This is a genomic window from Blastococcus sp. SYSU D00922 (genome assembly GCF_054050495.1).
In genome coordinates this window covers 149,506-175,909 of the sequence record NZ_JBJGZL010000005.1, presented here as the reverse complement: position 1 = coordinate 175,909, position 26,404 = coordinate 149,506, and the positions used below count along the sequence as shown (strand labels likewise).

The following is a 26,404-nucleotide window of genomic DNA, read 5'->3' as shown; positions in this document are numbered from 1 at the left end:
GTGCGGCACGATGAACCGGTGCCTGCCGAGAGCCCGTCGCGGACCCGTCCCCTGCCGGCCGATCGCTTCCTGAACCGGGAGCTGTCCTGGCTCGACTTCAACGCGCGCGTGCTGGACCTCGCGGAGGACGAGGACCTGCCGCTGCTGGAGCGGGTGAAGTTCCTGTCGATCTTCGCGAGCAACCTCGACGAGTTCTTCATGGTGCGCATCGCCGGCCTCAAGCGCCGCCAGACCACCGGGCTCACCGTCCGCTCCCCCGACGGCCTGACCATCCGGGAGCAGCTCGAGTTGATCACCGCGCGCACCCAGGAGCTCGTCCAGCGGCATGCCGACGTCTTCATCAAGGACGTCGCCCCACGGCTCGAGGACGAGGGCGTCCGGATCGTCCACTGGGGCGACCTGGCCGACGACGACGCTCGGCGGCTGCGCGAGTACTTCCGCGACCAGGTCTTCCCCGTGCTCACCCCCCTGGCCGTCGACCCGGCGCACCCGTTCCCCTACATCAGCGGGCTGTCGCTGAACCTGGCCGTGTCGGTGCGCGACCCCGACAGCGGCGCCCCCCGCTTCGCCCGGCTCAAGGTGCCGAACAACGTCCCCCGCTTCATCCCGGTCGGGCCCGCCGACCAGACGACGTTCCTCCTGCTCGAGGACCTCATCTCCGCCCACCTCACCCAGCTCTTCCCCGGCCTGGACGTGCTCGACCACCACCTGTTCCGGGTGACCCGCAACGCCGACCTGGAGGTCGAGGAGGACCGCGACGAGGACCTGCTGCAGGCCCTGGAGCGGGAGCTGGCGCGGCGCCGGTTCGGCCCGGCGGTGCGCCTCGAGGTCACCGACTCGATGGACCCGCAGATCCTCGAGGTGCTGCTCTCCGAGCTGGAGATCAGCCCCGCCGACGTGGTGACGGTGCCCGGCCCGCTGGACCTCGCGGCGCTGATGGCGCTCTACGACCTCGACCGCCCCGAGCTCAAGGACGAGCCGTTCGTGCCGGCGACCCACCCGCGGTTGTCGGAGGGCGAGTCGCCCAAGAGCGTGTTCGCCACCCTGCGCGAGGGCGACGTGCTGGTCCACCACCCCTACGACTCGTTCGCCACCAGCGTGCAGCGGTTCATCGAGCAGGCGGCCGCCGATCCGAACGTCCTGGCGATCAAGCAGACCCTCTACCGCACCTCGGGCGACTCGCCGATCGTCAACGCGCTCATCGACGCGGCCGAGGCGGGCAAGCAGGTCGTCGTCCTCGTGGAGATCAAGGCGCGCTTTGACGAGGAGGCCAACATCAGCTGGGCGCGACGGCTGGAGCAGGCCGGCTGCCACGTCGTCTACGGCCTGGTCGGGCTCAAGACGCACTGCAAGACCGCGCTGGTGGTGCGTCGCGAGCACGGCGTGCTGCGCCGGTACTGCCACATCGGCACCGGCAACTACAACCCGAAGACCGCCCGCATCTACGAGGACCTCGGCATCCTGACGGCCGACCCCCGCGTGGGCGCCGACCTCACCGACCTGTTCAACACGCTGACCGGCTACTCGCGGCAGACGAACTACCGGATGCTCATGGTCGCCCCGCACGGCATCCGCTCCGGGCTGCTGGAGAAGATCCGCCGGGAGGCCCGGAACGCCGCCGAGGGCAAGCGGTCCGGTATCCGGTTCAAGCTCAACTCCCTGGTCGACGAGCGGATCATCGACGGGCTGTACGAGGCGTCGGCGGCGGGCGTACCGGTGGAGCTGTTCATCCGCGGCATCTGCGCCCTGCGCCCGGGCGTGCCCGGGCTGTCGGAGACCATCAAGGTGCGCTCGATCGTCGGCCGCTTCCTCGAGCACTCCCGCGTCATGGCGTTCGTCAACGACGGCGACGAGGAGTGGTGGATCGGCAGCAGCGACCTGATGCACCGCAACCTCGACCGCCGCGTGGAGGTGCTGCTCCGGGTGTGCGACGAGACGGCGCGCCGGCAGCTGGCGGGGGTGTTCGACTCGGCCATGGCCCCCGACATCCGCAGCTGGCAGCTGGGCGGGGACGGCGAGTGGACGCGCACCGGGGACGTCGACTACCACGCGCAGCGCCTGGCCTCGGTGGGTGAGCACGCTGGTTGACGCGCTCTCGACGGTCGCGGCGGCCGGTGGCGCGGTGTGGCGCCCCGGCACGGACGGCGGCCTGGAGGTCGCCGTCGCCCACCGGCCGCGCTACGACGACTGGTCGCTGCCCAAGGGCAAGCTCGACCGCGGGGAGCACGCGCTGGGCGCCGCCGTCCGCGAGGTCCGGGAGGAGACCGGCCTGGAGGTGGTGGTCGGCCGGCGCGGCATGCGCACCAGCTATCCGGTCGTCGAGGGCGTCAAGCGCGTCGACTACTGGGTGATGCAGGCGGTGGGCGGCGTCTTCGAGCCCAACGACGAGGTCGACGAGCTGCGCTGGCTCCCGCCCGCGGAGGCCGCCGCGCTGTGCACCCACGAGCACGACCGCGCGGTGGTGGCGGACCTCCTGCGCGACGACGTCCCCCGCATGCCGACCCTCCTCCTGGTCCGCCACGGGCACGCGGGCAGCCGCCGCGACTGGGACGGCCCCGACGACCTCCGGCCGCTCGACGCGCGCGGCCGCCGCGAGGCCGCGCGGCTGGCCGAGGTCCTGCCGGCGTTCGCGCCGACCACCGTGATGTCGGCCCGCCGCACCCGCTGCGAGGAGACGGTGGCCCCGCTCGCGGACCGGCTGGGCCTGCCCGTCGAGCCGCTGGCGGAGCTGGGCGAGGAGGAGTTCGCCGCCGACCCGCAGGCCGGCCTGGCCGTCGTGGAACGGCTGCTGGCCCCCCGGCCCGCTCCCGGGGTCACCGTCGTCTGCAGCCAGGGCGGGGCGATCCCCTCGGTCCTGCTCAGCCTCGGCGTGCGCTGGGAGGGCGTGTCCGGACGGCTCTACCCGCCCGCCGCCAAGGGCAGCGTGTGGGTGCTCGGCGGGCGCCCGGGAGCGCTGAGCGCGGACTACTACCGCGACCTCGACGCCGACCCGGACGCACCCGCCTGAGCTAGGCGACCGGCTGCGCCTTCGGCAGGAAGCTCGGCCGGCCGGCCTCGAAGGCCTCGATGTCGGGCAGGTGGCGCTCGGTGAGGCCGACGTCGTCCAGGCCCTCGAGGAGCCGCCAGCGGACGTAGTCGTCGATCTCGAAGGGCACCACCGTGTCGCCGTAGGAGACGGTCTTGGCCTGCAGGTCGACCGTCACCCGGGTGGCCGGGTCGGCCTCGACCGCCGTCCAGAGGGCCTCCACCTGGTCCTGCGGGAGGACGACGGTGAGCAGCCCGGACTTGGTGGAGTTGTTGCGGAAGATGTCGGCGAACCGCGAGCTGATGACGACGCGGAAGCCGCCGTCGAGCAGCGCCCAGTTGGCGTGCTCGCGGGAGGACCCGGTGCCGAAGTCGGGTCCGGCCACCAGGATCGAGGCGCCGGCGTGCTCCGGGCGGTTGAGCACGAAGTCGGGCTCGTTGGTGCGCCAGGCGATGAACAGGCCGTCCTCGAAGCCGGTGCGGGTGATCCGCTTGAGGTACTCGGCCGGGATGATCTGGTCGGTGTCGACGGCGGAGCGCCGCAGGGGTGCGGCCGTGCCGGTGTGCGTGGTGAAGGCGTCCATCGGTCTCAGACTCCAGCCATCTCGAGGTCGGCGGGGGCGGTCAGCTTGCCGGTGAGGGCGGTCGCGGCGGCGACCGACGGCGACACCAGGTGGGTGCGCCCGCCCTTGCCCTGCCGGCCCTGGAAGTTGCGGTTGCTGGTCGACGCCGACCGCTCGCCCGGCTTCAGCTGGTCGGGGTTCATGCCCAGGCACATGGAGCACCCGGCGCCACGCCACTCGGCACCTGCCTCGAGGAAGACCTTGTCGAGGCCCTCCGACTCCGCCTGCGCCTTGACGCCGACGGAGCCCGGCACCACGAGCATGCGGGTGCCCGGGTCGATCTTCTTGCCGCGCAGCAGCTCGGCGGCGATCCGCAGGTCCTCGATCCGGCCGTTGGTGCAGGAGCCGAGGAAGACGGTGTCGACCTCGATCTCGCGCAGCGGGGTGCCCGGCGTCAGGCCCATGTAGGCCAGCGCCTGCTCGGCGGCGCGGCGCTCGCCCTCGTCCGCGAAGTCGGCGGGGTCCGGGACGACGCCCTCGATGGGCAGGCCCTGGCCCGGGTTGGTGCCCCAGGTGACGAACGGGCTGAGGGAGGCGGCGTCGATGACCACCTCGGCGTCGAACACCGCGCCCTCGTCGGTGCGCAGGGTGGACCAGTAGTCGACCGCGGCGTCCCAGTCGGCCCCCTGCGGGGCGTGCGGGCGGCCCTTGAGGAACTCGAGGGTGGTCGCGTCGGGCGCGATGAGCCCCGCCTTGGCGCCGGCCTCGATCGACATGTTGCAGATCGTCATCCGCGCCTCCATGGACAGCGCCTCGATGGCGCTGCCCCGGTACTCGATGACGTGGCCCTGGGCGCCGTTGGTGCCGATCCGGGCGATGACGGCCAGGATGATGTCCTTCGACGAGACGCCGGGGGGCAGCTGCCCGTTCACCGTCACGGCCATCTGCTTGGGCTTGTACTGCGGCAGCGTCTGGGTCGCGAGCACGTGCTCGACCTCGCTGGTGCCGATGCCGAAGGCCAGCGCGCCGAACGCGCCGTGCGTGGAGGTGTGGCTGTCGCCGCAGACGATCGTCATGCCGGGCTGGGTCAGCCCGAGCTGCGGGCCGATGACGTGCACGATGCCCTGGTCGCGGTCGCCCATCGGGGCCAGCCGGATCCCGAACTCCGCGGCGTTCTTGCGCAGCGCCTCGATCTGCGCGCGGCTCACCGGGTCGGCGATCGGCGCGAGGATGTCGAGGGTGGGGACGTTGTGGTCCTCGGTCGCCATCGTGAGGTCGGGCCGGCGCACCGTGCGGCCGGCGGCGCGGAGGCCGTCGAACGCCTGGGGGCTGGTCACCTCGTGCACGAGGTGCAGGTCGATGTAGAGCAGGTCGGGCTCGCCCGCGGTGCTGCGCACCACGTGGGCCTCGTAGACCTTCTCCGCCAGGGTCTTCGGCACGATCCGTCCTCTCACCGGGGCACCCCGGTGGGTCGCTGTAGCGATCTCATACTGTGGGATGCAAGTATTGCTGTATGGGACAGCCTAACCCCGTCGCCGTCTTGGACAAAGCGGTGACCATCCTGCGCGCCGTGGCGGACGAGCCGGCCACCCTCGCCGAGCTGGTCAGCCGCACCGGCCTGCCCCGGGCCACCGCCCACCGCCTGGCGGTCGCGCTCGAGGGCCACCGGCTGGTCCGGCGGAACCAGGAAGGCGCCTGGGCGCCGGGACCGGCCCTCGCCGAGCTGGGCCGCGGCGGTGCCGACATCGCCGACCTGGCCGGCCGCCACCTGGTGGCCCTGCGCGACGCTAGCGGGGAGAGCGCCCAGTTCTACGTCCGCGACGGCGCCACCCGCGTGTGCGTGGCCGCCGCCGAGCGGACCAGCGGGCTGCGCGACACCGTGCCCGTCGGGGCCCGGCTGCCCATGACCGCCGGCTCGGCCGCGCACGCGCTGCTGGCCTTCACCCCCGCCGAGGAGATCACCCGGCTGCTGCCGGCGGCCAGCTTCACCGCCCGCACGCTGCTCGACGTCCGCCGCCGCGGCTGGGCGCACAGCGTGGCCGAGCGCGAACCGGGCGTCGCCTCGCTGTCCGCGCCGGTGCGCGACGGCTCCGGGGCGGTGCTCGGGGCGGTCTCCATCTCGGGTCCCGTCGAGCGGCTCGGGCGGCGCCCCAGCCCGGAGATCATCGGCGCCGTCCTCGACGCGGCGGCGGCCATCTCCCGCGCGGCGCGCTGACGGATCACACTGCACCGGTGACCGTCGCCGAGACGTATGCCGGGAACGCCCGTGTCGCCGAGCCCGGCGAGGGCATCGGCCTGGACGAGCTGGCCCTCGCCACCCGCAACCACGGCCTCCCGCTGGAGGCCCTGCGCTACGACGTGACGCCGCCCGGGCTGCACTACGTGCTCACCCACTTCGACATCCCGGCGGTCGACCCGGCGTCGTGGCGGCTGGAGATCGGTGGGGCCGTCGACCGCCCGCTCACCCTCGACCTCGCGGAGCTGACCGCCCGGCCCGCCGTCACCGCCCGCGTGCTGCTCGAGTGCGCGGGCAACGGGCGGGCCCGGCTGGAACCGCGTCCGGTCAGCCAGCCGTGGTTGCTGGAGGCGGTCGGCACCGCGGAGTGGACCGGTACCCCGCTGGCGCCGCTGCTGGAGGAGGTGGGCCTCTCCCCCGACGCCGTCGACGTCGTGTTCACCGGCGCCGACCACGGCGTGGAGCGCGGGGTGGAGCAGGACTACGCGCGCGGGCTCCCGCTGGCCGAGGCGCTGCGTCCCGAGGCCCTGCTCGTCTGGGCGATGAACGGGCAGCCGCTCCCCCCGCAGCACGGCGCACCGCTGCGGCTGGTCATCCCGGGCTGGTACGGGATGGCGCACGTGAAGTGGCTGACGCGGATCGACGTCCTCACCGAGCCCTTCACCGGCTACCAGAACGCGACCGCCTACCGGCTGAAGGTCGACGCCGACGAGGCCGGCGAGCCGGTGACCCGCATCCGGCCCCGCGCGCTGGTGGCCCCGCCGGGCTGGCCCGACTTCATGACCCGGGAGCGGTTCGTCCGCGCCGGCGTCGTCCCGCTGTCGGGCCGGGCGTGGTCGGGGCGGGCCGCCGTCACCCGCGTCGAGGTCAGCACCGACGGCGGCCGGACGTGGGAGGACGCCGCGCTCGCCCCCGCCGACCCGGCGCACCCGTTCGCCTGGCGCTCCTGGACCTACGACTGGACGGCGGTCCCGGGGCGGGCGGAGCTGCTCGTGCGCGCCACCGACGAGCAGGGCGCCCAGCCGGTCGAGCCGGAGTGGAACCGCCAGGGCATGGCCAACAACCTCGTCCAGCGCGTCCCGGTCACCGTGCTCGGCGGGGCTCCGGGCTAGGAGCGGCTGCCGTCCCCGTCGTCCCCGGTCTCCGGCGACGCGACGACGATGGGCCGCAGGCGCGACCACAGCGCGAATGCCAGCGCGAAGACGATCATCCCGAGGCCGACCCAGAGGTTGGCGTCGAACCCGTCGGTCTTCTCGAGCGCCTCGTCGCCGTCCACCAGCCCGACGACGACCAGGACGACGCCGTAGAAGCCGATCAGCGCGGCGATGACGTTGCGGACGTCGAAGGCGCCGGCCGCGTGCTTCTCGCCGGTGCCGTTCGCCGAGGTCGATGTGCTCATCGTAGTGCCTCCTGGCTCAGCGGAAGATCAGGTTCAGGGCGATGACCATGACCAGCGAGATCCCGGCCAGCTTCGTCGGCGACCGGTACCACGGGAGCCGGCTCGCCTCCGGGTCGGTGCGCTGCTCCTTCGGCGTCTCCGAGTAGACCAGCCCCACGAGCTCGGCGGCCGGCTTGGGCGCGGTCACCTGGGTGACGAGGACGCTGACCACGATGTCGACGACGAAGGCCGCACCGGCGGCGACGAAGCTCGCGCCCTGGCCGCTGAGCGGGATCGCGCCCGTGGAGAGCGCGCCCAGCGAGTCCTCGCTCAGCACCGCGACGAGCACCGCCGCCAGGGTGCCCGACACCAGGCCCGTCCAACCGGCGGTCGCCGTCATCCGCTTCCAGAACATGCCGAGGATGAACGTGGCGAACAGCGGCGCGTTGAAGAAGCCGAACAGCGTCTGCAGGTAGTCCATGAGGTTCGTGTAGCCCGACGCGATCAGCGCGGTGCCGATGGCGATCACGGTCGCGCCGACCGTGGCCCAGCGCCCGACCCTCAGGTAGTAGCCGTCGGGCCGGTCCTTCTTCACGTACTGCTGCCACAGGTCGTAGCTGAAGACGGTGTTGAAGGCCGAGATGTTGGCCGCCATGCCGGCCATGAAGGCGGCCAGCAGGCCGGCCAGCGCGACGCCCAGCAGGCCGTTGGGCAGCACGTCGCTGATCAGGTAGAGGATCGAGTTGTTGTAGTCGAAGTCCGGGTCCCCGGACGCCTTGGCCTCGACGACCTCCGGCACGAGGACCGTCGCGATCATGCCGGGGATGACGACGATGAACGGCACGAACATCTTCGGGAACGACCCGATGATCGGCGTCGCCCGCGCGGCGGAGATCGAGTGCGTGGCCATGGCCCGCTGCACCTCGACGAAGTTCGTCGTCCAGTAGCCGAAGGACAGCACGAAGCCCAGGCCGAAGATGATGCCGACGACCGACCAGAACGGGCTCTCGAAGCCGGTCAGGTTGGTGGCCGGCCAGGACGAGAGCATGTCCTCGTTGCCCGCGTCGGTGATCTTGTCGATCAGCCCGCCCACGCCGCCGACCCGGTGCAGGCCGATCAGGGTCAGGGGCAGCAGCGCCGCCACGATGACGAAGAACTGCAGGACCTCGTTGTAGATGGCGGCCGACAGCCCGCCCAGCGTGATGTAGCTGAGCACGACGACGGCGGCGACGATCAGCGAGACCCACAGCGGCCAGCCCAGCAGCAGCTCGACGATGTGGGCGAGCAGGTAGAGGTTGATGCCGGCGATCAGGATCTGCGCGACGGCGAAGCTGATCGCGTTCACCAGGTGCGCCCCGGTGCCGAAGCGGCGGCGCATGAACTCGGGGACGCTGCGGACCTTCGACCCGTAGTAGAAGGGCATCATCACGACGCCCAGGAACAGCATCGCCGGGACGGCGCCGATCCAGAAGTAGTGCATGGTCGCCATGCCGAACTGGGCACCGTTGGCCGACATGCCGACGATCTCGACCGCGCCCAGGTTCGCGGAGATGAACGCCAGGCCGGTCACCCACGCCGGGAGCGAACGCCCGGAGAGGAAGAAGTCGAGGCTGTCGGAGACCCGCCGGCGGGCGGCGAACCCGATGCCCAGGACGACGGCGAAGTAGGCCGCGACGAGCGCGTAGTCGACGACGTTCGCGTCGAGCTGCAGGGAGCCGTCCATTCAGGTCCTCTTCTCGGATGCGGTCAGGCGAGCCGTCGCGCCCCGGCGGACGGGACGGTGACGAAGGTGCGGGGTGCGGGGGCTCCCTCGCGCTCGAAGCGCGCGGTGACGGCGGCGGTGACCGCGTCGACGGCGCCGGCGTCCACCAGCGCGATGGCGCTGCCGCCGAAGCCGCCGCCCACCATGCGGGCGCCGTGCGCGCCGGCCGCCAGGGCCGACTCGACGATCGCGTCCAGCAGCGGGACGGAGATCTCGAAGTCGTCCCGGAGCGACTCGTGGCCGGCCGTCAGCACCGGTCCGATCGTGCGCGGGTCGGCGTCCCCGCGCAGGGCGGAGACCACCTCGAGGACCCGCGCGTCCTCGGTGACGATGTGCCGCGCCCGGCGCAGCAGCACCCGGCCCTCGGCGGTGCCGTCGTCCAGCACGGCGAGCCGGTCGACGTCCTCGACCTCGCGGAGCAGGTCCACGCCCAGCCGCCGGGCGGCCTCCTCGCACTCCCGGCGCCGGTCGCCGTAGCCGCCGCCGGCGTGCTCGTGCGTGACCCCGGAGTCGACGACGAGCAGCGCGAGGCCGGCGCCGGCGAGGTCGAGGGGCACCTGCTCGCTCGAGCGGTCGCGGGTGTCGAGGAACAGCGCGTGGCCGGCGGTGCAGAGCACCGAGGCCGACTGGTCGAGGATCCCGGTCGGGGCGCCGACGAAGTCGTTCTCCGCCCCCCGGGCGATCTCCACCAGGTCGGGCCCGTCCAGCTCCGGGGCGACGAGGTCGCGCAGGGCCAGGGCGACCGAGCAGGTGAGCGCCGCCGACGACGACAGCCCCGCGCCGACCGGCACCTCGCTGTCGACCAGGACGCTGAGCCCGCCGGGCAGCCGGTCGCGCAGGCCGGCGACGACCCCGGCCGGGTACCCGGCCCAGCCCTCGGGACGCCCCGGGGACAGCTCGGCGAGGTCGAGTTCCACGGCGCCGCCGTCGTCCTGCAGGGAGGCCACCGCGAACCGGCCGTCGTCCCGCCGGGCCACCGCCGCCCGGGTGGTGTGCTCCAGGGCGATGGGGAGGACGAAGCCGCCGTTGTAGTCGGTGTGCTCGCCGATGACGTTGACGCGTCCGGGCGCCGCCCAGACCCCCTCGGGCCTCCCGCCGAACCGGGCGGTGAAGGCGTCGCCGGCCCGCCGCACCGCCTCCTGGTCGGTGCTCACGGCAGCACCACGGCGCGCAGCTGCTCGGCGACGTCCTCGGGGTTGGTGTCGGTGATGAAGGCACCCATCCCCGACTCGGAGCCGGCGAGGTACTTCAGCTTCCCCGGCGCCCGCCGGAACGAGAACACCTGCAGGTGCAGCCACCAGTCCTCGCGACCGGCGTGCACGGGGGCCTGGTTCCAGGACGCGATGTAGGGCATGGGCGTGTCCATGCGGTGGGCGAACCGGCCGAGCACGTCGAGGTAGACGTCGACGAAGGCGTCGCGCTCCTCGTCGGTGAGCGAGGGGATGTCGGGCACCCGCCGGGTCGGGAACAGCTGCACCTCGTACGGCCAGCGGGTCGCCGCCGGCACGAACGCCGTCCAGTGCTCGTTGGCGGTGACCACCCGGGGACCCGACCGCTCGGCGTCGACCACGTCGGCGAACAGGTCGCCGCCGGTCGCCTCGCGGTGCCGGCGGACCGACGCCTCGATCTTCTCGATCCGGGGCGGGAGGTAGGGGTAGGCGTAGATCTGCCCGTGGGGGTGCGACAGCGTCACCCCGATCTCCTCGCCGTGGTTCTCGAACGGGAAGACGTACTCGATGCCCTCGATCGCGCTCAGCGCCTCGGTCCGGTCGGCCCAGACGTCGACGACGAGGCGCGCGCGGTCGTGGCCGAGGTCGGCGAACACGCGGTCGTGGTCGTCGGTGAAGCACACGACCTCCGCCCGCCCGAAGCCCGGCCGCAGCTCGGCCAGCGGGGCGCCCGGAGCTGTCGGGGGGACGTCGCGCTCGACGCCGGTGGCCAGCGACGGGAACCGGTTCTCGAAGACGACGACCTGGTAGCTGCTCTCCGGGATCTCGGTGGGCCGCCCCGGTCGCGACGGGTCCAGGGGGCACTCGTCGGCCGGCGGCAGGAAGGTGCGGGTCTGCCGGTGCGAGGCGATGGCGACCCACTCGCCGAGCAGGGCGTCGTAGCGCAGCTGCGACCGGTTGGAGACGGCGGGCAGGTCGCGGGTGTCGACGGCGTCGCGCGGCGTGGGCTCGCTGTCGAAGTACAGGATCTCCCGGCCGTCGGCCAGACGACGGCTCGTGCGGATCACTGCGGCGCCACCCCTCCTCGTCGGCCGGATCACCGAGCGTGAGGGGCCGCATCGACGCTAGTCCGCCCGGTGATCACGGGCCACTCCAGGGGGGCGGGTTCACCAGAAACGGCGAGAGCCCCCGACCGGTGGGTCGGGGGCTCTCGCACGGTGTAGCCCCGAAGGGATTCGAACCCTCGCTACCGCCGTGAGAGGGCGGCGTCCTAGGCCGCTAGACGACGGGGCCGTGCAGGCACAGTCTGCCACGCCGCGGGGAACCGCTGCGCACGGGGGCCGGGCCCGGAGACGCCGAGAGCCCCCGGCCGGGGAGGCCGGGGGCTCTCGATGCGTAGCCCCGAAGGGATTCGAACCCTCGCTACCGCCGTGAGAGGGCGGCGTCCTGGGCCGCTAGACGACGGGGCCGTGCGGGTGGTGCTGGAGGAGTTGCGCTGCCAGGACGTCAGCTTCCTCGCTGGGGTACCAGGACTCGAACCTAGACTAACGGAACCAGAAACCGTCGGGCTGCCAATTACCCCATACCCCATGGGTGGCACCTCGCGGCGCCGGAGAAGACTCTACCCGACGCCTCGGGAGGGGATCGGCACCCCCCTGGGTGACACTGCTCATCGCGCCGGGACCGGGACCGGCGCCGACGGGAACCGCAGGTCGACGGCGGCCGTCCGCGTCTCGGGGAGCAGCCGCCGCCGCGAGCGGGCCACGAGGGCCACGTACGCCCCCATCGACGCGAGGCTGAGCAGCGCGAACCCGATCCCGATCCCCGCCGGCACCGCCTCCGTCGCGACGCCCTCCCCCAACGACCCGGCCAGGACGAAGACCAGCACGTTGTTGACCGCGTGCAGCACGATGGCCGCCTCCAGCCCGCCGGTGAGCCAGACCACCGCCGAGGCGGCGAGCCCGAAGGCGAAGCGGTCGAGGAACGTCAGCGCGTCCTGCGGGCCGTGCGCGGCGGCGAACAGCAGCGCGCTGAGGACCGCGGCGAGCACGGCCCCTGCCTGCGGAGCCCGGATCCAGCCGGCGATCGCCTGGCTGAGGTAGCCGCGGAAGACGTACTCCTCGGCGGCCGACTGCAGCGGCGTCGTCAGCAGGACGACGACGAGCAGCCAGCCGAAGGACGCGGTCGGGCCGGTGACCTCCTCGTCCCCCACCGTGAACGTGACCAGGACCGACAGCCCGATGCCGACGCCCAGGGTGGCCAGTGCCATCAGCACGTAGGGCGCGAAAAGCCGGCGTCGCAACCGCGCGAGCACCGACGAGGACCAGCCCCGTCCCATCCCGTGCGCCACCGTCCAGACCATCCACACGCACGGGATCGCGACGATCAGGGACGCGTTGAGGAACAGCAGCACCCACGGATCGGTGAGCCCGTCGACGGTCAGGTCCGGGAGGGTGCCGGGGTCCACGCCGCTGGCCAGCAGGCCGAGGACGCCGGCCACCGCCGTCGCGATCGCCAGCGCGAGGTAGACGACCGACAGCAGCAGCAGGCCCAGCAGCGGCCGCCACCACGCCCAGTCCCGGGCGCGCATGGCCTGGAGGAACGTCTGCGGGACGTCGTGCGGCGGCGTCCCGGCCGGCGGCGCCCAGCGGACCACCGGCGGCGGGGGCGCCCACGGGGCCGGGCCCCACTGACCGGGGCCCAGCGGGGCGGGGCCCCACGCCTGCGTCCCCCACCGCGCCACCGCCCACGGCGGCGGCTCCGCCGGCGGTGCCCAGGGCTGGGGCGGCGGTGGCTGCGCCGGCCAGGGCGGCGGCACGACCGGTCCCCACACCGGCCCCTGCCAGGGCTCGGGACGGCGTGTGGGCGGGGGCCCGTCGTAGCGCTCGGCGAGGGGCTCCTCCCCCGGTCCGGTCATCCGGCGGCGGGACCGGCCGCGCCCCCCACGACGGCGCGGGCGGCGGCGAGCCGCGCCAGGGTCCGGTCGCGGCCGAGGAGCTCGATCGACTCGTACAGGGGCGGGGAGACCGTGCGGCCGCTGATGGCCACGCGGACCGGGCCGAAGGCCTGACGCGGCTTGCGGCCCAGCCCGTCGACCAGCGCCGACTTGAGCGCCTGCTCGATCGCCTCGGTCGACCAGTCGGTCTCGCGCAGGGCCGCCGTGGCGGCGTCGAGCACCTCGGCGGCCTCCGGCCCGGCGAGCTGCTTCTCGGCCGCGGTCGGCTCGATCTCGACGTCCTCGACGAAGAGGAAGCGCAGCAGGCCGACGGCCTCGGACAGGACGATCATCCGCTCCTGCGCCATGGGCGCGATGACCTCGAGGACGCCCCGCTGCTCGGCGGTCGGCGGCTCGTCGACCAGGCCCGCGGCCGCCAGGTACGGCGTCACCCGCTCGATGAACTCCTCGACCGGGAGCGCGCGCAGGTGCGTGGCGTTGATCGCCTCGGCCTTCTTCAGGTCGAAGCGCGCCGGGTTGGCGCTCACCCGCGTGACGTCGAAGGCCTCCACCATCTCGGCCATCGAGAAGATGTCGCGGTCCTCGGCGATCGACCAGCCCAGGAGCGCCAGGTAGTTGGCGAAGCCCTCCGGGAGGAAGCCGCGCTCCCGGTAGATGTCCAGGTTGGACTGCGGGTCGCGCTTGGACAGCTTCTTGTTGCCCTCGCCGGTGACGTAGGGCAGGTGGCCGAAGCGCGGGGTGCCCCGGGCGACGCCGATGTCGGTCAGAGCGGCGTACAGCGCCAGCTGGCGCGGGGTGGACGGCAGGAGGTCCTCGCCGCGGAGGACGTCGGTGATCTCCATCAGTGCGTCGTCGACCGGGTTCACGAACGGGTAGAGCGGGGCCCCGTTGCCGCGCACCAGCACGAAGTCCGGCACGGAGCCCGCGGCGAACCGCACCTCACCGCGCACCAGGTCGGTCCAGACCAGGTCCTCGTCGGGCATCCGCAGGCGCAGGACCGGCTCGCGCCCCTCGGCGCGGAAGGCGGCCTTCTGCGCGTCGGTCAGGAACCTGTCGTGGTTGTCGTAGCCGAGCTTCGGGTCCTGGCCGGCCGCGCGGCGGCGGGCGTCGACCTCCTCGTTGGTCGAGAAGGACTCGTAGGCGTGCCCGGCCGCGAGCAGCTTGGCGGCCACCTCGCGGTAGATGTCGTGCCGCTCGGACTGCCGGTAGGGCCCGTGCGGACCCCCGACCTCGGGGCCCTCGTCCCAGTCGAGGCCGAGCCAGCGCAGCGAGTCGAGGATGTGCCGGTAGGACTCCTCCGAGTCGCGGGCGGCGTCGGTGTCCTCGATGCGGAAGACGAACGTGCCGCCGGTGTGCCGGGCGTGCGCCCAGTTGAACAGCGCCGTCCGCATCAGGCCGACGTGCACCATGCCCGTCGGGGACGGGCAGAAGCGGGTGCGGACACCGCTCATCGGGCGCCGCCCGCGGTGGAGACGCCCTCGGCGGCGGCCACGCTGTTGGTCAGCGAGCCCAGGCCCTGGATGGTGACCTCCACCTGCTGCCCGGGCCGGATCGGCCCGACGCCCGACGGAGTGCCGGTGAGCACGACGTCGCCGGGCAGCAGCGTCATCACCTGCGAGATGTAGGAGATGAGCGTCGGCACGTCGAAGATCAGCTGGCTGGTGCGGCCCTGCTGGCGCGGCTCGCCGTCGACGGTGCAGGTGACCTCGAGGTCGGCGGGGTCGAGCCCCAGCCCGGGGAGGTCGGTCTCGATCCACGGGCCGATGGGGCAGAACGAGTCGAACCCCTTGGCGCGGGTCCACTGCCCGTCGCTCTTCTGCATGTCCCGCTCGGTGACGTCGTTGCCGATCGTGTAGCCGAAGATGCTGGCGCCCGCCTGCTCCGGTGTGACGTTCCGGGCACCCCGGGCGCCGATGACCACGGCCAGCTCGGCCTCGTGGTGGACGTTGGTGCTGCCCGGCGGGATGCGGATCGCGTCGCCGGGGCCGATCACCGCCGTCGACGGCTTGAGGAACAGCAGCGGCTCCTTCGGTGCGTCTCCGGTGTTCATCTCCGCGATGTGGGCGGCGTAGTTCTTCCCGACGCACACCACCTTGCTCGGGAGGATCGGCGAGAGCAGCCGGATGTCGGCCTGCGCGAAGCGCGCTCCGGTGAAGGAGATCCGGCCGAAGGGGTGGCCCTCGATCTGGGCGACCTGGCCGTCCCCGTCGAGGACGCCGAAGGACATGCCCTTGGGTGAGGCGAAACGGACGATGCGCACACGGCGAGGTTAGTCGCCGGGCGGACCGGTTCCCGGCGCCCTACCGTCTACCGCCATGGCCTGCCGCTTCTCCGAGCTCGTCGTCGACAGCCGCGACCCCGAGGCGCTGGCCGCCTTCTGGGCCGCCGTCCTGGACTACCGGGTCCTCGGCCGTGAGGACGACGGCGCGGTCGAGATCGGCCCCGAGGCCGGCTTCGGCGGCGCCGCGCCCACCCTCGTGTTCGCGCCGGTCGCCGACCCGACGCCCGGCAAGGTGCGGCTGCACATCGACGTCAGCCCCACAGACCGCGACCAGGACGCCGAGCTGGAACGGCTCCTGGGCTTGGGCGCCACGCCCGCGGACGTCGGCCAGAGCCCCGACATGCAGTGGCACGTGCTGGCCGACCCCGAGGGCAACGAGTTCTGCCTCCTCAAGCGGCAGCTCGACCCGGTGTGAGGACGTATCGCGCCGAGTGGGCCCCGGAGGGGTCCGCGCAGGCGGGATCCAGCGGCTCCGCGGTCAGGGGGACGGCAATTGGCGGCGGTGTCGTCCGGAGGACGACGATGTCACCGTGATCCTCATCGTCGTGAAGATGCCCGTCCGCCCCGAGCGCGAGGACGAGTGGGCGGCCCTCGCCGCCGACTACGCCCGCGCCGTCAACGCCGAGGACGGCAGCCTGTTCTTCGAGTGGTCGCGCAGCGTCGAGGAGCCGGGCACCTGGGTCTGCATCGAGGGGTTCCGCGACGCCGACGCCGGCGCGGCGCACGTCGGCACCCAGGCCTTCAAGGACTTCGTCGAGAAGGCGCCCGACCTGGTGGCCGCGCAGCCGCAGATCATCTACGTCGACGCCGCCGACGTCCCCGGCTGGGGACCGATGGGCGAGATCCAGCCGCGCGGCTGACTCACTCCGCGACGGCGGGCCGCCGGACGACGGCGTAGGTGAGCGCGTCCACGAGGGCGTGCCAGGAGGCCTCGACCACGTTGTCGTGCACGCCGACGGTGGTCCACTCGCGCACGCCGTCCGTCGTGTCGATCAGCACCCGGGTGGTGGCGCTCGTGCCGCCCTTCCACCCGAGGATGCGGACCTTGTAGTCGGCCAGCGACACGTCGGCCAGCTGCGGGTACCGGGTGACCAGCGCCTGGCGCAGCGCGTTGTCCAGGGCGTTGACCGGCCCGTTGCCCTCACCGGTGCTGATGACCCGCTCGCGGGTGCCGTCGGCGTCGACCAGGTGCACCTTCACCGTCGCCTCGCTGACGACGACGCCGTTGCCCCAGTGCTCGACGGAGGTGCGGTAGCTCTCCAGCTCGAACAGCGGCGGCGGCGCGTCGGGCAGCTGCGCGCGCAGCAGCAGCTCGAAGGACGCGTCGGCGGCCTCGAACGACCAGCCGTCGGCCTCCAGCACCTTCACCTGGTCGACGACGCGGCCGATCGCGTCACCGTGCCCCGCGAGGTCCACGCCGAGCTCCCGGCCCTTGAGCTCGACCGAGGCGCGGCCGGCCATCTCGGTGACCAGGATGCGCATGTCGTTGCCGACCACCGCGGGGTCGAGGTGGTTGTACAGCTCCGGGCGCACCTTGATCGCACTGGCGTGCAGGCCGGCCTTGTGCGCGAACGCCGAGGCGCCGACGAAGGGCTGGTGCTCGTCGGGGGCGATGTTGGCCAGCTCGGCGATCGCGTGGCTCACCCGCTGCAGCTCGGGCAGGCACTCCGCCGGGACGACCGGCAGCCCCATCTTGGTCACCAGGTTGCCGATCAGCGCGAACGTGTCGGCGTTGCCGGCCCGCTCGCCGTAGCCGTTCGCCGTCCCCTGGACGTGCGTGACACCGGCCTCGACGGCGGCGAGGGTGTTCGCCACGGCGCAACCGGTGTCGTCCTGGCAGTGGATGCCGAGCTTGCCGGTGGTCCGCGAGCGCACGTCGGCGACCACGCGCCCGATGCCCATCGGCAGCATCCCGCCGTTGGTGTCGCAGAGGACGCCGACCTCGGCGCCGGCCGCGAACGCCGTCTCGAGCACGCGCACGCCGTAGTCGGGATCGGCCGCGTAGCCGTCGAAGAAGTGCTCGCAGTCGAGGAACACCCGCCGTCCGTTCGCCACGAAGAAGGCCACCGTGTCGGCGACCATCGCGAGGTTCTCCTCGAGCGTGGTGCGCAGCGCCTCCCGGACGTGGCGGACGTCGGACTTGGCGACCAGGCACACCACCGGCGTCTCGGCGTCGAGCAGCGCGCGCACCTGCGGGTCGTCCTCCACCCGCACGCCGGCCTTGCGGGTCGCCCCGAACGCCACCAGCTGGGCGTGCCGCAGCTTGAGCTCGGTGCGGGCGCGGGCGAAGAACTCGGTGTCCTTGGGCAGGGCCCCCGGCCAGCCGCCCTCGATGAACCCCACGCCGATCTCGTCGAGCAGCCGCGCGACGGCGAGCTTGTCGGCCACCGAGTAGCTGACGCCCTCGCGCTGGGCGCCGTCGCGCAGGGTGGTGTCGAAGACGTGGAAGTCGGTGCTGGTCATGGGGACTCCTGGAGCGGTGATCCGGCCCGAACACGAAAAAGACCCCCCGGGTACGGGAGGTCGGCGCGCAGTCGGGGAGGTGACTGCGCGCTAGCTGATGATGATCGTGCCGACGGTGTGCATCGCCACCATGAAAGCACGCGCACCCCCTCCGTGGCGGCCCCCGGTCCCGGAAACCGGAGGACGGGCGCCCCCCGGCCCGGTAGACAACCCCGGTGATCCCGACCGACTGGCACCCCGTGCACCGCCCCGAGGACGGCGAGCACGTCGGCTACCTGGCGCCGGACGGCTCGCCGGACCTCGTCGTCCCCACGTCGCTGGTGGGGACGGCGCTCGGGCCGGCCCAGGAGCGGGCGACGGCGACCGCCCACCTGCGGGCGCGCGGTCTGGCCGCCCTCGACCGCCGGTGGTGGTGCCGGCTGCCCGCGCCGCTTCCCGACGGGACCGACGCCGGGCAGCCCGCGGAGGACTGGACCTGGTCGGCCGTCGTCCTGGTCGAGGCCTCCCCCACCGGCTGCCGGGTCAGGCTCGAGTTCGCGGAGCCGGCCGAGCTGCGCGCGCAGGCCCGGCTGCCGGTGCCGGTCGGCGACCTGCTGCTGGCCGAACCCCCGGCCTAGCCCCCGGCCAGGGCGGCGAGCCGGTCGCCCACGTCGGTGGTGCGCACCGGGCCCTGCGGCGAACGGGTGGAGAGGTCGAACGCCACGGCGGCGTTGACCTTCCTCGCCTGCTCGGTGCGGCCCAGGTGCTCGAGGAGCAGCCCGACGGAGAGCACCGTCGCGGTCGGGTCCGCGATGCCCTGCCCGGCGATGTCCGGGGCCGAGCCGTGCACCGGCTCGAACATGCTCGGGTTGGTGCCCGACGCGTCGAGGTTGCCGCTGGCGGCCAGCCCGATGCCGCCGGTGACCGCCGCCGCGACGTCGGTGACGATGTCGCCGAAGAGGTTGTCGGTCACGATCACGTCGTAGCGGCCCGGGTCGGTGATGAAGAACATCGAGGCGGCGTCGACGTGCTGGTAGGCGACGGTGACCTCGGGGAACTCCGCCGACACCTCCTCGACCACCCGCGACCAGAGCCCGCCGGCGTGGGTCAGCACGTTGGTCTTGTGGATCAGCGTGAGGTGCTTGCGGGGCCGGGCGACCGCGCGCTCGAACGCGTAGCGGACGACCCGCTCGACGCCGAAGGCCGTGTTGAGGCTGACCTCGGTGGCGACCTCCTGCGGCGTGTCCTTGCGCAGCACGCCACCGTTGCCCACGTAGGGCCCCTCGGTGCCCTCGCGGACGCAGAGCATGTCGATCGGCCCCGGGTCGGCCAGCGGGCTGGTGACGCCGTCGAACAGCTTGGCCGGGCGCAGGTTGACGTGGTGGTCGAGCTCGAAGCGCAGCCGCAGCAGCAGGCCCCGCTCGAGGATGCCCGGCGGGACGCTCGGGTCGCCGATGGCGCCGAGCAGGATCGCGTCGTGCCCGCGCAGCTCGTCGAGGACGGTGTCGGGCAGCAGCTCGCCCGTCCGCTGCCAGCGCATCGCGCCGAGGTCGTAGTGCGTGGGCTCGATGTCGGGGGCGACCTCGCGCAGGACCTTCAGCCCCTCGGTCACCACCTCGGGGCCGATCCCGTCTCCGGCGATCACTGCCAAGCGCATGCGGACGACTCCTGGTTCAGAGGGGGTTGAGGTCGGCGGAGCGCGCCTCGCGGGCACCGATGCGTCCGGCGATGTCGCCGAGCAGCTCGGTCGGCACGGGGCTGTCCACGGTCACGGCCATGAGCGCCTCGCCGCCGCGGGTCGTGCGGCTGACCTGGGCGCCGGCGATGTTGATGCCGGCCTCGCCCAGGGCCGCGCCCACGGTCCCGACGACGCCCGGGCGGTCGGTGTAGACGAAGAAGAGCAGGTAGCCCGACAGGTCGAGGTCCATGTCGAAGCCGAGCACCTCGACCAGCTTGGGCACCTGGTTCTTGCCGAAGAGGGTGCCCGAGACGGTGATCTCCGTGCCGTCGGCCATCGCGCCGCGCAGCGCCACGAGGTTGCGGTAGTCGGGGCTCTCGACGTCGCTGGTGAGACCGACGTCGAGGCCGCGCTGCTCGGCGAACAGCGGCGCGTTCACGTAGGTGACCTGCTCCTCGACGACGTCGGAGAAGACGCCCTTGAGGACGGCGAGCTGGAGGACGGAGTCGTCGAACTCGGCGAGCTTGCCGCGCACGTCGACGGTGACCGACTGGGCCAGGCCGCCGGCCACGGCGGTGAAGACGCGGCCGAGCTTCTCGGCGAGCGGCAGCCCCGGCCGCACGTCCTCGGCGACGATCCCGCCGGCCTGGACGTTGACCGCGTCGGGGACGAACTCGCCCTGCAGGGCCAGGCGCACCGAGTGGGCGACGGCGGTGCCCGCCTTGTCCTGCGCCTCGGTGGTCGACGCGCCGAGGTGCGGGGTGACCACGGTGTTCGGCAGGTCGAACAGCGGGCTGTCGGTCGTCGGCTCCGTGGCGTAGACGTCGAGCCCGGCCGCGCCGACCTGCCCCGACTTCAGGGCGTCGGCCAGGGCCGCCTCGTCGACCAGCCCGCCGCGCGCGGCGTTCACGATGATGACGCCGCGCTTGGTGGTGGCCAGCTCCTCGGCGCCGATCAGGCCCACCGTCTCGGGGGTCTTCGGCAGGTGGATGGTGATGAAGTCCGACTCCCGGAGCAGCTCCTCCAGGGAGACCAGCCGGACGCCGAGCTGGGCCGCGCGCCCGGGCTGGATGTAGGGGTCGTAGGCGATCAGCGTGACGCCGAACGCGGCGAGGCGCTGGGCCACGAGGACGCCGATCCGGCCGAGGCCCACGACGCCGACCGTCTTGTCGGTGACCTCGACGCCCATGAACTTCGAGCGCTTCCACTGCCCCTGACGGAGGGTCGCGTCCGCCGCGGGGATCTGGCGGGCCGCGGCGAGCAGCAGGGCGACGGCGTGCTCGGCGGCGCTGACGATGTTCGACGTCGGGGCGTTGACCACCATGACGCCGCGCTCGGTGGCGGCGGCGACGTCGACGTTGTCCAGGCCGATGCCGGCGCGGGCGACGACCTTGAGGTCGGGGGCCGCGGCCAGCGCCTCGGCGTCGATCTGCGTCGCGCTGCGGATCATCACGGCCGCCGCGTCGGCGAGCGCCGGCAGCAGCGCCCCGCGGTCCGCGCCGTCGACGTGCCGGATCTCGACGTCGGAACCCAGCACCTCGAGGACGCTGGGCGCGAGCTCTTCGGCGATGAGGACGACGGGCGGGCTCCCCGGCACATTGGCTGTCACAGCGCGACAGCCTAGGAGCGTCCACCCAGTGGGACGACACCGCACCCGGCCCGGGGATCGCTGGTCCACAGCCCGGAGCGGCACGCTTGTGCCCGTCCGACCGCACCGACATCCTGACCGCGGGAGTCCGGGAACGCCGGCGCCGACGGAGGAGATCATGAGCCAGTCCGACGACCAGGGTCGTTCCGAGTCCACCGCCCCGGGGTCGGGCGGCAACCCCCCGTACGGGCAGCCCCAGTACGGGCAGCAGCAGTACGGGCAGCAGCAGTACGGGCAGCCCCAGTACGGCCAGCAGCCCTACGGCCAGCCCCCGTACGGCCAGCAGCCCTACGGCCAGCAGTACGGCCAGCAGCAGTACCCGGCCGCCTACGGGCAGCAGTACGGCCAGGCACCGGCCTACGGCCAGTACGGTTCCGCCCAGCCGGCCAAGCCGGGCTCGGTCGTCACCGCGGCGGTGCTGGGCTTCGTGTTCGGCGCCCTCGGCGTCATCTTCACCCTGCTCCTGGTGGTCGCCGGCTCCGCGGCCTCCACGTTCTTCGGCGACTTCACCGACAACGACGACGTCGAGAACTCGATCCTCGCCGTGGTCATCCTGTTCGCGGTGCTCATGGCCGTCTGGACGACCGCCACCATCTGGGGGTCGGTCTGGGCGCTGACCGGACGCAGCCGGGTGCTGCTCCTCGTGGCCGGTTCCATCGCCCTGGCGTTCACCCTGCTGGGCTTCCTGAGCAGCCTCGCCGACTCCGGGAACTCCGGTGGCGCCGGCGGGGTCATCTGGAGCCTGCTCCTCCTGGCGGGGTCCCTGGCCATCGTGATCCTGCTGTCGCGGAGGCCCGCCGCCGACTTCTTCGCCGCCCACCGGGCGCGTCGCGGGCGCTGACGCGCTGTATCCGCCCCGTTCACGGGAAGCTCCCATGACCGGGTGGCGGGCCCTACACTCCGCCACCGACCGCCGCCCCGGCGGAGTGGACGCCTAGGAGGAGACGCCCCATGTCCAGCCCCACCTACGGTTCGGACCAGCCTGGTCCGAACCCGAACCACCCCCAGGGAAGTGCTCCTCCGCCCCCGCCCGGGCAGCAGGGCTGGAGCGCTCCCCCGCCGCCGCCCGCGCCGCAGGGCTACGGGGCTGCCCCGGGTGGATACGGCGCGCCCGGGGGTTACGGCGCTCCCGCGGGCTACGGGGCGGGGCAGCGTCCGGGTCAGGTGACCGCGGCCGCCGTCATCGGCATCGTCATCGGCGGCATCGGGTCGCTGTTCGGGCTGCTCGGCCTGTTCGCGCTCGGCCTGCTGTTCGAGATCAGCGCGGTCCTCGGGCTGCTGTTCCTGCTGTCGCTGGCCACCGCGGTCGTCGTCCTGGTCGGCGGCATCCAGGCCATCCAGGGCAAGTCCCCGAGGCTCCTCCTGCTGGGCAGCTACGCGTCGATCGGCGTCCAGCTGCTCTACACGATCTTCGCGATCTCCTACGGGGAGACCTGGTTCTCCGGGCTGCTGTCGTTCGTGCTGCCCATCCTGATCGTGTTCCTGCTGCTCCAGCCGCAGTCGAAGCAGTACTACGCCTCGCGGGGCATCAGCTACTGATCGCCCCCGCACGCGGAACGGCCCCCACCGCCTCGAGGCGGTGGGGGCCGTTTCGCGTGGTTCAGCTGCGGGCGGCGGTACCGGTGTAGTCGTCCGACGCGGACACCCAGCTCATGAGACCGCGCAGCTTGCGGCCGGTCTCCTCGATCGGGTGCGCCTCGGCCTCGGCCCGGCGGCGCTTGAAGTCCGGCGCGCCGGCGTCCTGGTCGGCGATGAAGGCAGCGGCCCAGGACCCGTCCTTGATCGCGCCGAGAACCTCCTTCATCGACTCCTTGACGCGGGCGTCGATGACCTTCGGGCCGGAGGTGTAGTCGCCGTACTCGGCGGTGTCGGACACCGACCACCGCTGCTTGGCGATGCCGCCCTCGTACATCAGGTCGACGATCAGCTTGAGCTCGTGCAGGCACTCGAAGTAGGCGACCTCGGGCTGGTAGCCGGCCTCGGTGAGGGTCTCGAAGCCCGCCGTGATGAGCGCGCTGGCGCCGCCGCAGAGGACGGCCTGCTCGCCGAACAGGTCGGTCTCGGTCTCCTCGGCGAAGGTCGTCTTGATGACGCCGGCGCGGGTGCCGCCGATGCCCTTCGCGTAGGACAGCGCGAGCTGGAGGGCGTTGCCGCTGGCGTCCTGCTCGACGGCGACCAGGCAGGGCACGCCCTTGCCGTCGCTGAACTCGCGGCGGACCAGGTGCCCGGGACCCTTGGGCGCCACCATGGCGACGTCGACGCCGGCCGGGGGCTTGATGTAGCCGAAGCGGATGTTGAAGCCGTGGCCGAAGAACAGCGCGTCGCCGTCCTGCAGGTTGGGCTCGACGGACTCCGCGTAGAGCGTCCGCTGCACGTGGTCCGGCGCCAGGATCATGATCAGGTCGGCCTCGGCGGCCGCCTCGGCCGGCGTGACGACCCGGAGGCCCTCCGCCTCGGCCTTGGGCCGGCTCTTGCTGCCCTCGGGCAGGCCGACGCGGACGTCGACCCCCGAGTCGCGCAGGGAGAGCGCGTGCGCGTGCCCCTGGCTGCCGTACCCGAGGACGGCGACGGTGCGCCCCTGGATGATCGAGAGGTCGGCGTCGTCGTCGTAGAAGATCTCGGCGGCCATGCGGTCGTGCTCCTTCGAGTTGTGCTTTATGGCGATAAAGCGCGGGTGGGTGGAACGGGCTTCAGGCGGTGCGCTCGACCGGGCGCAAGGTACCGGCGCCGCTCATCGAGCGCGGACCCCGGCCCAGGGCGACGGTGCCCGACTGCGCCATCTCCTTGATGCCCAGGGGGGCGAGGACGGCGAGGAGCGCCTGCAGCTTGTCGGGCGTGCCGGTCGCCTCGAGGGTGACGGTGTCGGGGTTGACGTCGACCACCCGCGCGCGGAACAGCTCGGCGGTCTGCAGCACCTGCGTGCGCTCGGCCATGGGTGCGCGGACCTTGACCAGCAGCAGCTCCCGCTGGACGGCGGCGCCGGAGTCCAGCTCGACGATCTTGATGATCTCGATGAGCTTGTTCAGCTGCTTGGTGATCTGCTCGAGCGGCTGGCTCTCCGCGTCGACGACGATCGTCATGCGGGACAGGTCCGGGTTCTCGGTAGGCCCGACGGCGAGCGACTCGATGTTGAAACCGCGGCGGCTGAAGAGCGCCGAGACGCGGGCCAGGACGCCGGACTTGTTCTCGACCAGCACCGACAGCGTGTGGCGTGACATCAGACCTGACCCTCTCCGAACACGGGCCGCACGTCGCGCGCGGCCAGGATGTCGTCGTTGCTGGCGCCGGCGGCGACCATCGGCCACACCTGGGCGTCGTGGCCGACGACGAAGTCGATGACCACCGGGGCGTCGTCGATCGACATGGCCTTCTCGATCACCGCGTCGACGTCGTCCTTGGTCTCGCACCGCAGGCCCACGCAGCCGAGCGCCTCGGCCAGGGTCACGAAGTCGGGGATGCGCACCGGCTTCGGGGTGCCGTCGGGGTTCCGGGCGTGCAGCTTGGTGTTGGAGTAGCGGCCCTCGTAGAACAGGGTCTGCCACTGCCGCACCATGCCGAGGTTGCCGTTGTTGATGACGGCGACCTTGACCGGGATGCCCTCCATCGCGCAGGTGGCGAGCTCCTGGTTGGTCATCTGGAAGCAGCCGTCGCCGTCGATGGCCCACACGGTGGTGTCCGGGCGGCCGTACTTCGCGCCCATGGCGGCGGGCACGGCGTAGCCCATGGTCCCGAGGCCGCCGCTGTTGAGCCAGGTGCCCGGCTTCTCGTACTTCACGAACTGGGCGGCCCACATCTGGTGCTGGCCGACGCCCGCGGCGTAGATGGCGTCGGGACCGGCGATGGCGCCCAGCCGCTCGATCACGTACTGCGGCGACAGCGAGCCGTCCTCCGGCCAGTCGTAGCCGAGCGGGTACCGGGTGCGCCAGTCGTCCAGCTGGGCCCACCAGGCCGCGAGGTCCGGGGTGCGCCCGGCCTGGTGCTCGCCGCGGAGCGCCTCGACCAGCTGGGCGATCGTCTCCTTGGCGTCGCCCACGATCGGGACGTCGGCCTTGCGGTTCTTGCCGATCTCCGCCGGGTCGATGTCGGCGTGGATGACCTGCGCGTGCGGGGCGAAGCTGGCCAGGTCGCCGGTCACGCGGTCGTCGAACCGGGCGCCGAGGGCCACCAGCAGGTCGGCCTTCTGCAGCGCGGTCACCGCGGTGACGTTGCCGTGCATGCCCGGCATGCCGAGGTTCTGCGGGTGGCTGTCCGGGAACGCGCCCCGGGCCATCAGCGTGGTCACGACCGGTGCGCCGGTGAGCTCGGCCAGCTCGGCCAGCTCCTCGGTGGCCTGCGCCTTGAGGACGCCGCCACCGACGTAGAGCACCGGCTGCTTCGCGCCCGCGATCAGGGCCGCGGCCTCGCGCACCTGCTTGCCGTGCGGACGGGTCGTCGGCTTGTAGCCGGGCAGGTCCAGCCGCGGCGGCCAGGAGAAGTCCGTCTGCGCCTGGAGGGCGTCCTTCGAGATGTCGACCAGCACGGGGCCCGGGCGACCGGTGGCGGCGAGGTGGAAGGCCTCGGCGATCCGCTGCGGGATCTCGTCCGGGTCGGTGATGAGGAAGTTGTGCTTGGTCACCGGCATGGTGATGCCGCGGATGTCCGCCTCCTGGAAGGCGTCCGTGCCGATCGAGCGACTGGGCACCTGGCCGGTGATCGCGACGATCGGCACCGAGTCCATGTGCGCGTCGGCCAGCGGGGTCACCAGGTTGGTGGCACCCGGGCCGGAGGTCGCCATGCAGACGCCGACCTTGCCGGTGGCCTGCGCGTACCCGGTGGCGGCGTGCCCGGCGCCCTGCTCGTGCCGCACGAGGACGTGGCGCACCGACGAGTCGAACAGCGGGTCGTAGGCGGGCAGGATCGCCCCGCCCGGGATGCCGAAGATGACCTCGACCCCGACGGCCTCGAGGGAACGGATGAGGCTCTGCGCCCCGGTGATGCCGGTCGCCGGCTGGGCGGCGGCCTCGGCGACGGACCGGGCGGTGGTCTCGACACCGGTGAGGGCAGCCGCCGCCTCGCGGGTGGCGGCGTCCCGGGCGGCCGGGTCCCCTGGGGAGTGGCGAGCGGCGGGCTCGCTCGGGGTGGTGGTCATCGCGGCGTTCTCCTGGCCTTGCAACATCGGGGGTGTCGAGGGAGCTGGTGGGGCGTGGGCAACAAAAAACCCCTCGTGCCACAGGCACGGAGGGGTCAGCGCGTCGGTCGCAGGACCGACGCGCTAGGCGACTACGAGA

The 26,404-nt window shown here is 72.9% G+C and carries 24 protein-coding genes and 3 tRNA genes; 9 read left to right on the top strand and 18 right to left on the bottom strand.

The annotated features are described in order from the left end of the window. Window positions 1-18: 18 nt before the first annotated feature. Both ACI78T_RS09755 and ACI78T_RS09750 read left to right on the top strand, forming a co-directional pair. Complete coding sequence (locus ACI78T_RS09755) at window positions 19-2,088, top strand: RNA degradosome polyphosphate kinase (protein ID WP_456557896.1); 2,070 nt, start codon at window positions 19-21, stop codon at window positions 2,086-2,088. Continuing rightward, entirely contained in the window at window positions 2,072-3,007 is a 936-nt protein-coding gene (locus tag ACI78T_RS09750; protein ID WP_456557895.1) for an NUDIX hydrolase, read from the top strand. The genes ACI78T_RS09755 and ACI78T_RS09750 overlap by 17 nt, the downstream gene beginning before the upstream one ends. 1 nt (window position 3,008) lies before the next feature. Here ACI78T_RS09750 and leuD read toward each other — a convergent pair whose 3' ends face one another. Together leuD and leuC are read right to left on the bottom strand one after the other, a co-directional pair. After that, window positions 3,009-3,608 carry a 3-isopropylmalate dehydratase small subunit gene (gene leuD, locus ACI78T_RS09745; protein WP_456557894.1) on the bottom strand — a complete coding sequence of 200 codons (600 nt, stop codon included), beginning with the start codon at window positions 3,606-3,608 and terminating at the stop codon, window positions 3,009-3,011. 5 nt (window positions 3,609-3,613) lie between these two features. Beyond that, window positions 3,614-5,026 carry a 3-isopropylmalate dehydratase large subunit gene (gene leuC, locus ACI78T_RS09740; protein WP_456557893.1) on the bottom strand — a complete coding sequence of 471 codons (1,413 nt, stop codon included), beginning with the start codon at window positions 5,024-5,026 and terminating at the stop codon, window positions 3,614-3,616. 113 nt (window positions 5,027-5,139) lie between these two features. On the opposite strand from leuC, the gene ACI78T_RS09735 reads away from it, so the two are divergent. Further along, window positions 5,140-5,802 carry an IclR family transcriptional regulator gene (locus ACI78T_RS09735; RefSeq protein ID WP_456557892.1) on the top strand — a complete coding sequence of 221 codons (663 nt, stop codon included), beginning with the start codon at window positions 5,140-5,142 and terminating at the stop codon, window positions 5,800-5,802. A 17-nt stretch (window positions 5,803-5,819) separates the two neighbouring features. Further along, window positions 5,820-6,935 carry a sulfite oxidase gene (locus ACI78T_RS09730; protein ID WP_456557891.1) on the top strand — a complete coding sequence of 372 codons (1,116 nt, stop codon included), beginning with the start codon at window positions 5,820-5,822 and terminating at the stop codon, window positions 6,933-6,935. On the opposite strand, the gene ACI78T_RS09725 is transcribed toward ACI78T_RS09730, so the two are convergent. From ACI78T_RS09725 to ACI78T_RS09680, 10 genes are all read right to left on the bottom strand, one after another. After that, window positions 6,932-7,222 (bottom strand): hypothetical protein, encoded by a 291-nt coding sequence (locus ACI78T_RS09725; protein ID WP_456557890.1) that lies wholly within the window; start codon window positions 7,220-7,222, stop codon window positions 6,932-6,934. The two genes, ACI78T_RS09730 and ACI78T_RS09725, sit on opposite strands and share 4 nt — an antisense overlap. A 16-nt stretch (window positions 7,223-7,238) precedes the next feature. Continuing rightward, window positions 7,239-8,924, bottom strand: a complete 1,686-nt coding sequence (locus ACI78T_RS09720) for a sodium:solute symporter family protein (RefSeq protein ID WP_456557889.1) — start codon at window positions 8,922-8,924, stop codon at window positions 7,239-7,241. Between the two features lie 23 nt (window positions 8,925-8,947). Next, complete coding sequence (gene galK / locus ACI78T_RS09715) at window positions 8,948-10,117, bottom strand: galactokinase (RefSeq protein ID WP_456557888.1); 1,170 nt, start codon at window positions 10,115-10,117, stop codon at window positions 8,948-8,950. Then, complete coding sequence (gene galT, locus ACI78T_RS09710) at window positions 10,114-11,199, bottom strand: galactose-1-phosphate uridylyltransferase (protein ID WP_456557887.1); 1,086 nt, start codon at window positions 11,197-11,199, stop codon at window positions 10,114-10,116. Before galT ends, galK begins: the two co-directional genes overlap by 4 nt. Before the next feature lie 153 nt (window positions 11,200-11,352). Beyond that, window positions 11,353-11,425, bottom strand: a tRNA-Glu gene (locus ACI78T_RS09705). 103 nt (window positions 11,426-11,528) lie between these two features. Continuing rightward, window positions 11,529-11,601: transfer RNA gene (locus ACI78T_RS09700), tRNA-Glu, on the bottom strand. Window positions 11,602-11,650: 49 nt separating this feature from the next. Then, a tRNA-Gln gene (locus ACI78T_RS09695) sits at window positions 11,651-11,722 on the bottom strand. Between the two features lie 79 nt (window positions 11,723-11,801). Further along, complete coding sequence (locus ACI78T_RS09690; protein WP_456557886.1) at window positions 11,802-13,049, bottom strand: CPBP family intramembrane glutamic endopeptidase; 1,248 nt, start codon at window positions 13,047-13,049, stop codon at window positions 11,802-11,804. Continuing rightward, a complete protein-coding gene (gltX, locus tag ACI78T_RS09685; protein WP_456557885.1) occupies window positions 13,046-14,539 on the bottom strand; it encodes a glutamate--tRNA ligase in 1,494 nt (497 codons plus the stop codon). Before gltX ends, ACI78T_RS09690 begins: the two co-directional genes overlap by 4 nt. Beyond that, complete coding sequence (locus ACI78T_RS09680; RefSeq protein WP_456557884.1) at window positions 14,536-15,348, bottom strand: fumarylacetoacetate hydrolase family protein; 813 nt, start codon at window positions 15,346-15,348, stop codon at window positions 14,536-14,538. The genes gltX and ACI78T_RS09680 overlap by 4 nt, the downstream gene beginning before the upstream one ends. Window positions 15,349-15,403: 55 nt before the next feature. On the opposite strand from ACI78T_RS09680, the gene ACI78T_RS09675 reads away from it, so the two are divergent. Then, window positions 15,404-15,784 (top strand): VOC family protein, encoded by a 381-nt coding sequence (locus ACI78T_RS09675; protein WP_456557883.1) that lies wholly within the window; start codon window positions 15,404-15,406, stop codon window positions 15,782-15,784. Between the two features lie 115 nt (window positions 15,785-15,899). After that, a complete protein-coding gene (locus ACI78T_RS09670; RefSeq protein ID WP_456557882.1) occupies window positions 15,900-16,229 on the top strand; it encodes a putative quinol monooxygenase in 330 nt (109 codons plus the stop codon). 1 nt (window position 16,230) lies between these two features. Here the strand turns inward: ACI78T_RS09670 and cimA are convergent, their stop codons facing one another. Further along, entirely contained in the window at window positions 16,231-17,832 is a 1,602-nt protein-coding gene (gene cimA, locus ACI78T_RS09665) for a citramalate synthase (RefSeq protein ID WP_456557881.1), read from the bottom strand. Between the two features lie 215 nt (window positions 17,833-18,047). Between cimA and ACI78T_RS09660 the strand changes: the two genes are divergently transcribed. Beyond that, the gene (locus tag ACI78T_RS09660) at window positions 18,048-18,449 is read left to right on the top strand and encodes a hypothetical protein (RefSeq protein ID WP_456557880.1); all 402 of its coding nucleotides are present in this window, start codon (window positions 18,048-18,050) and stop codon (window positions 18,447-18,449) included. Here ACI78T_RS09660 and ACI78T_RS09655 read toward each other — a convergent pair. Beyond that, a complete protein-coding gene (locus ACI78T_RS09655; protein ID WP_456557879.1) occupies window positions 18,446-19,468 on the bottom strand; it encodes a 3-isopropylmalate dehydrogenase in 1,023 nt (340 codons plus the stop codon). The two genes, ACI78T_RS09660 and ACI78T_RS09655, sit on opposite strands and share 4 nt — an antisense overlap. A gap of 16 nt (window positions 19,469-19,484) precedes the next feature. Next, a complete protein-coding gene (gene serA / locus ACI78T_RS09650; RefSeq protein WP_456557878.1) occupies window positions 19,485-21,098 on the bottom strand; it encodes a phosphoglycerate dehydrogenase in 1,614 nt (537 codons plus the stop codon). Between the two features lie 157 nt (window positions 21,099-21,255). Between serA and ACI78T_RS09645 the strand changes: the two genes are divergently transcribed. Beyond that, a complete protein-coding gene (locus tag ACI78T_RS09645) occupies window positions 21,256-21,978 on the top strand; it encodes a hypothetical protein (RefSeq protein WP_456557877.1) in 723 nt (240 codons plus the stop codon). 323 nt (window positions 21,979-22,301) lie between these two features. Continuing rightward, window positions 22,302-22,676, top strand: a complete 375-nt coding sequence (locus ACI78T_RS09640; RefSeq protein WP_456557876.1) for a hypothetical protein — start codon at window positions 22,302-22,304, stop codon at window positions 22,674-22,676. A gap of 61 nt (window positions 22,677-22,737) precedes the next feature. Here the strand turns inward: ACI78T_RS09640 and ilvC are convergent, their stop codons facing one another. Genes ilvC through ACI78T_RS09625 form a run of 3 tightly spaced genes read right to left on the bottom strand, consistent with a single transcriptional unit; the run spans window position 22,738 to window position 26,265 of the window. Beyond that, window positions 22,738-23,796: a ketol-acid reductoisomerase gene (gene ilvC, locus ACI78T_RS09635; RefSeq protein WP_456557990.1), complete on the bottom strand. Its 1,059-nt coding sequence runs from the start codon at window positions 23,794-23,796 to the stop codon at window positions 22,738-22,740. 31 nt (window positions 23,797-23,827) lie between these two features. Next, window positions 23,828-24,355: an acetolactate synthase small subunit gene (gene ilvN, locus ACI78T_RS09630; RefSeq protein WP_456557875.1), complete on the bottom strand. Its 528-nt coding sequence runs from the start codon at window positions 24,353-24,355 to the stop codon at window positions 23,828-23,830. Then, the gene (locus tag ACI78T_RS09625) at window positions 24,355-26,265 is read right to left on the bottom strand and encodes an acetolactate synthase large subunit (protein WP_456557874.1); all 1,911 of its coding nucleotides are present in this window, start codon (window positions 26,263-26,265) and stop codon (window positions 24,355-24,357) included. The genes ilvN and ACI78T_RS09625 overlap by 1 nt, the downstream gene beginning before the upstream one ends. Between the last annotated feature and the right edge of the window lie 139 nt (window positions 26,266-26,404).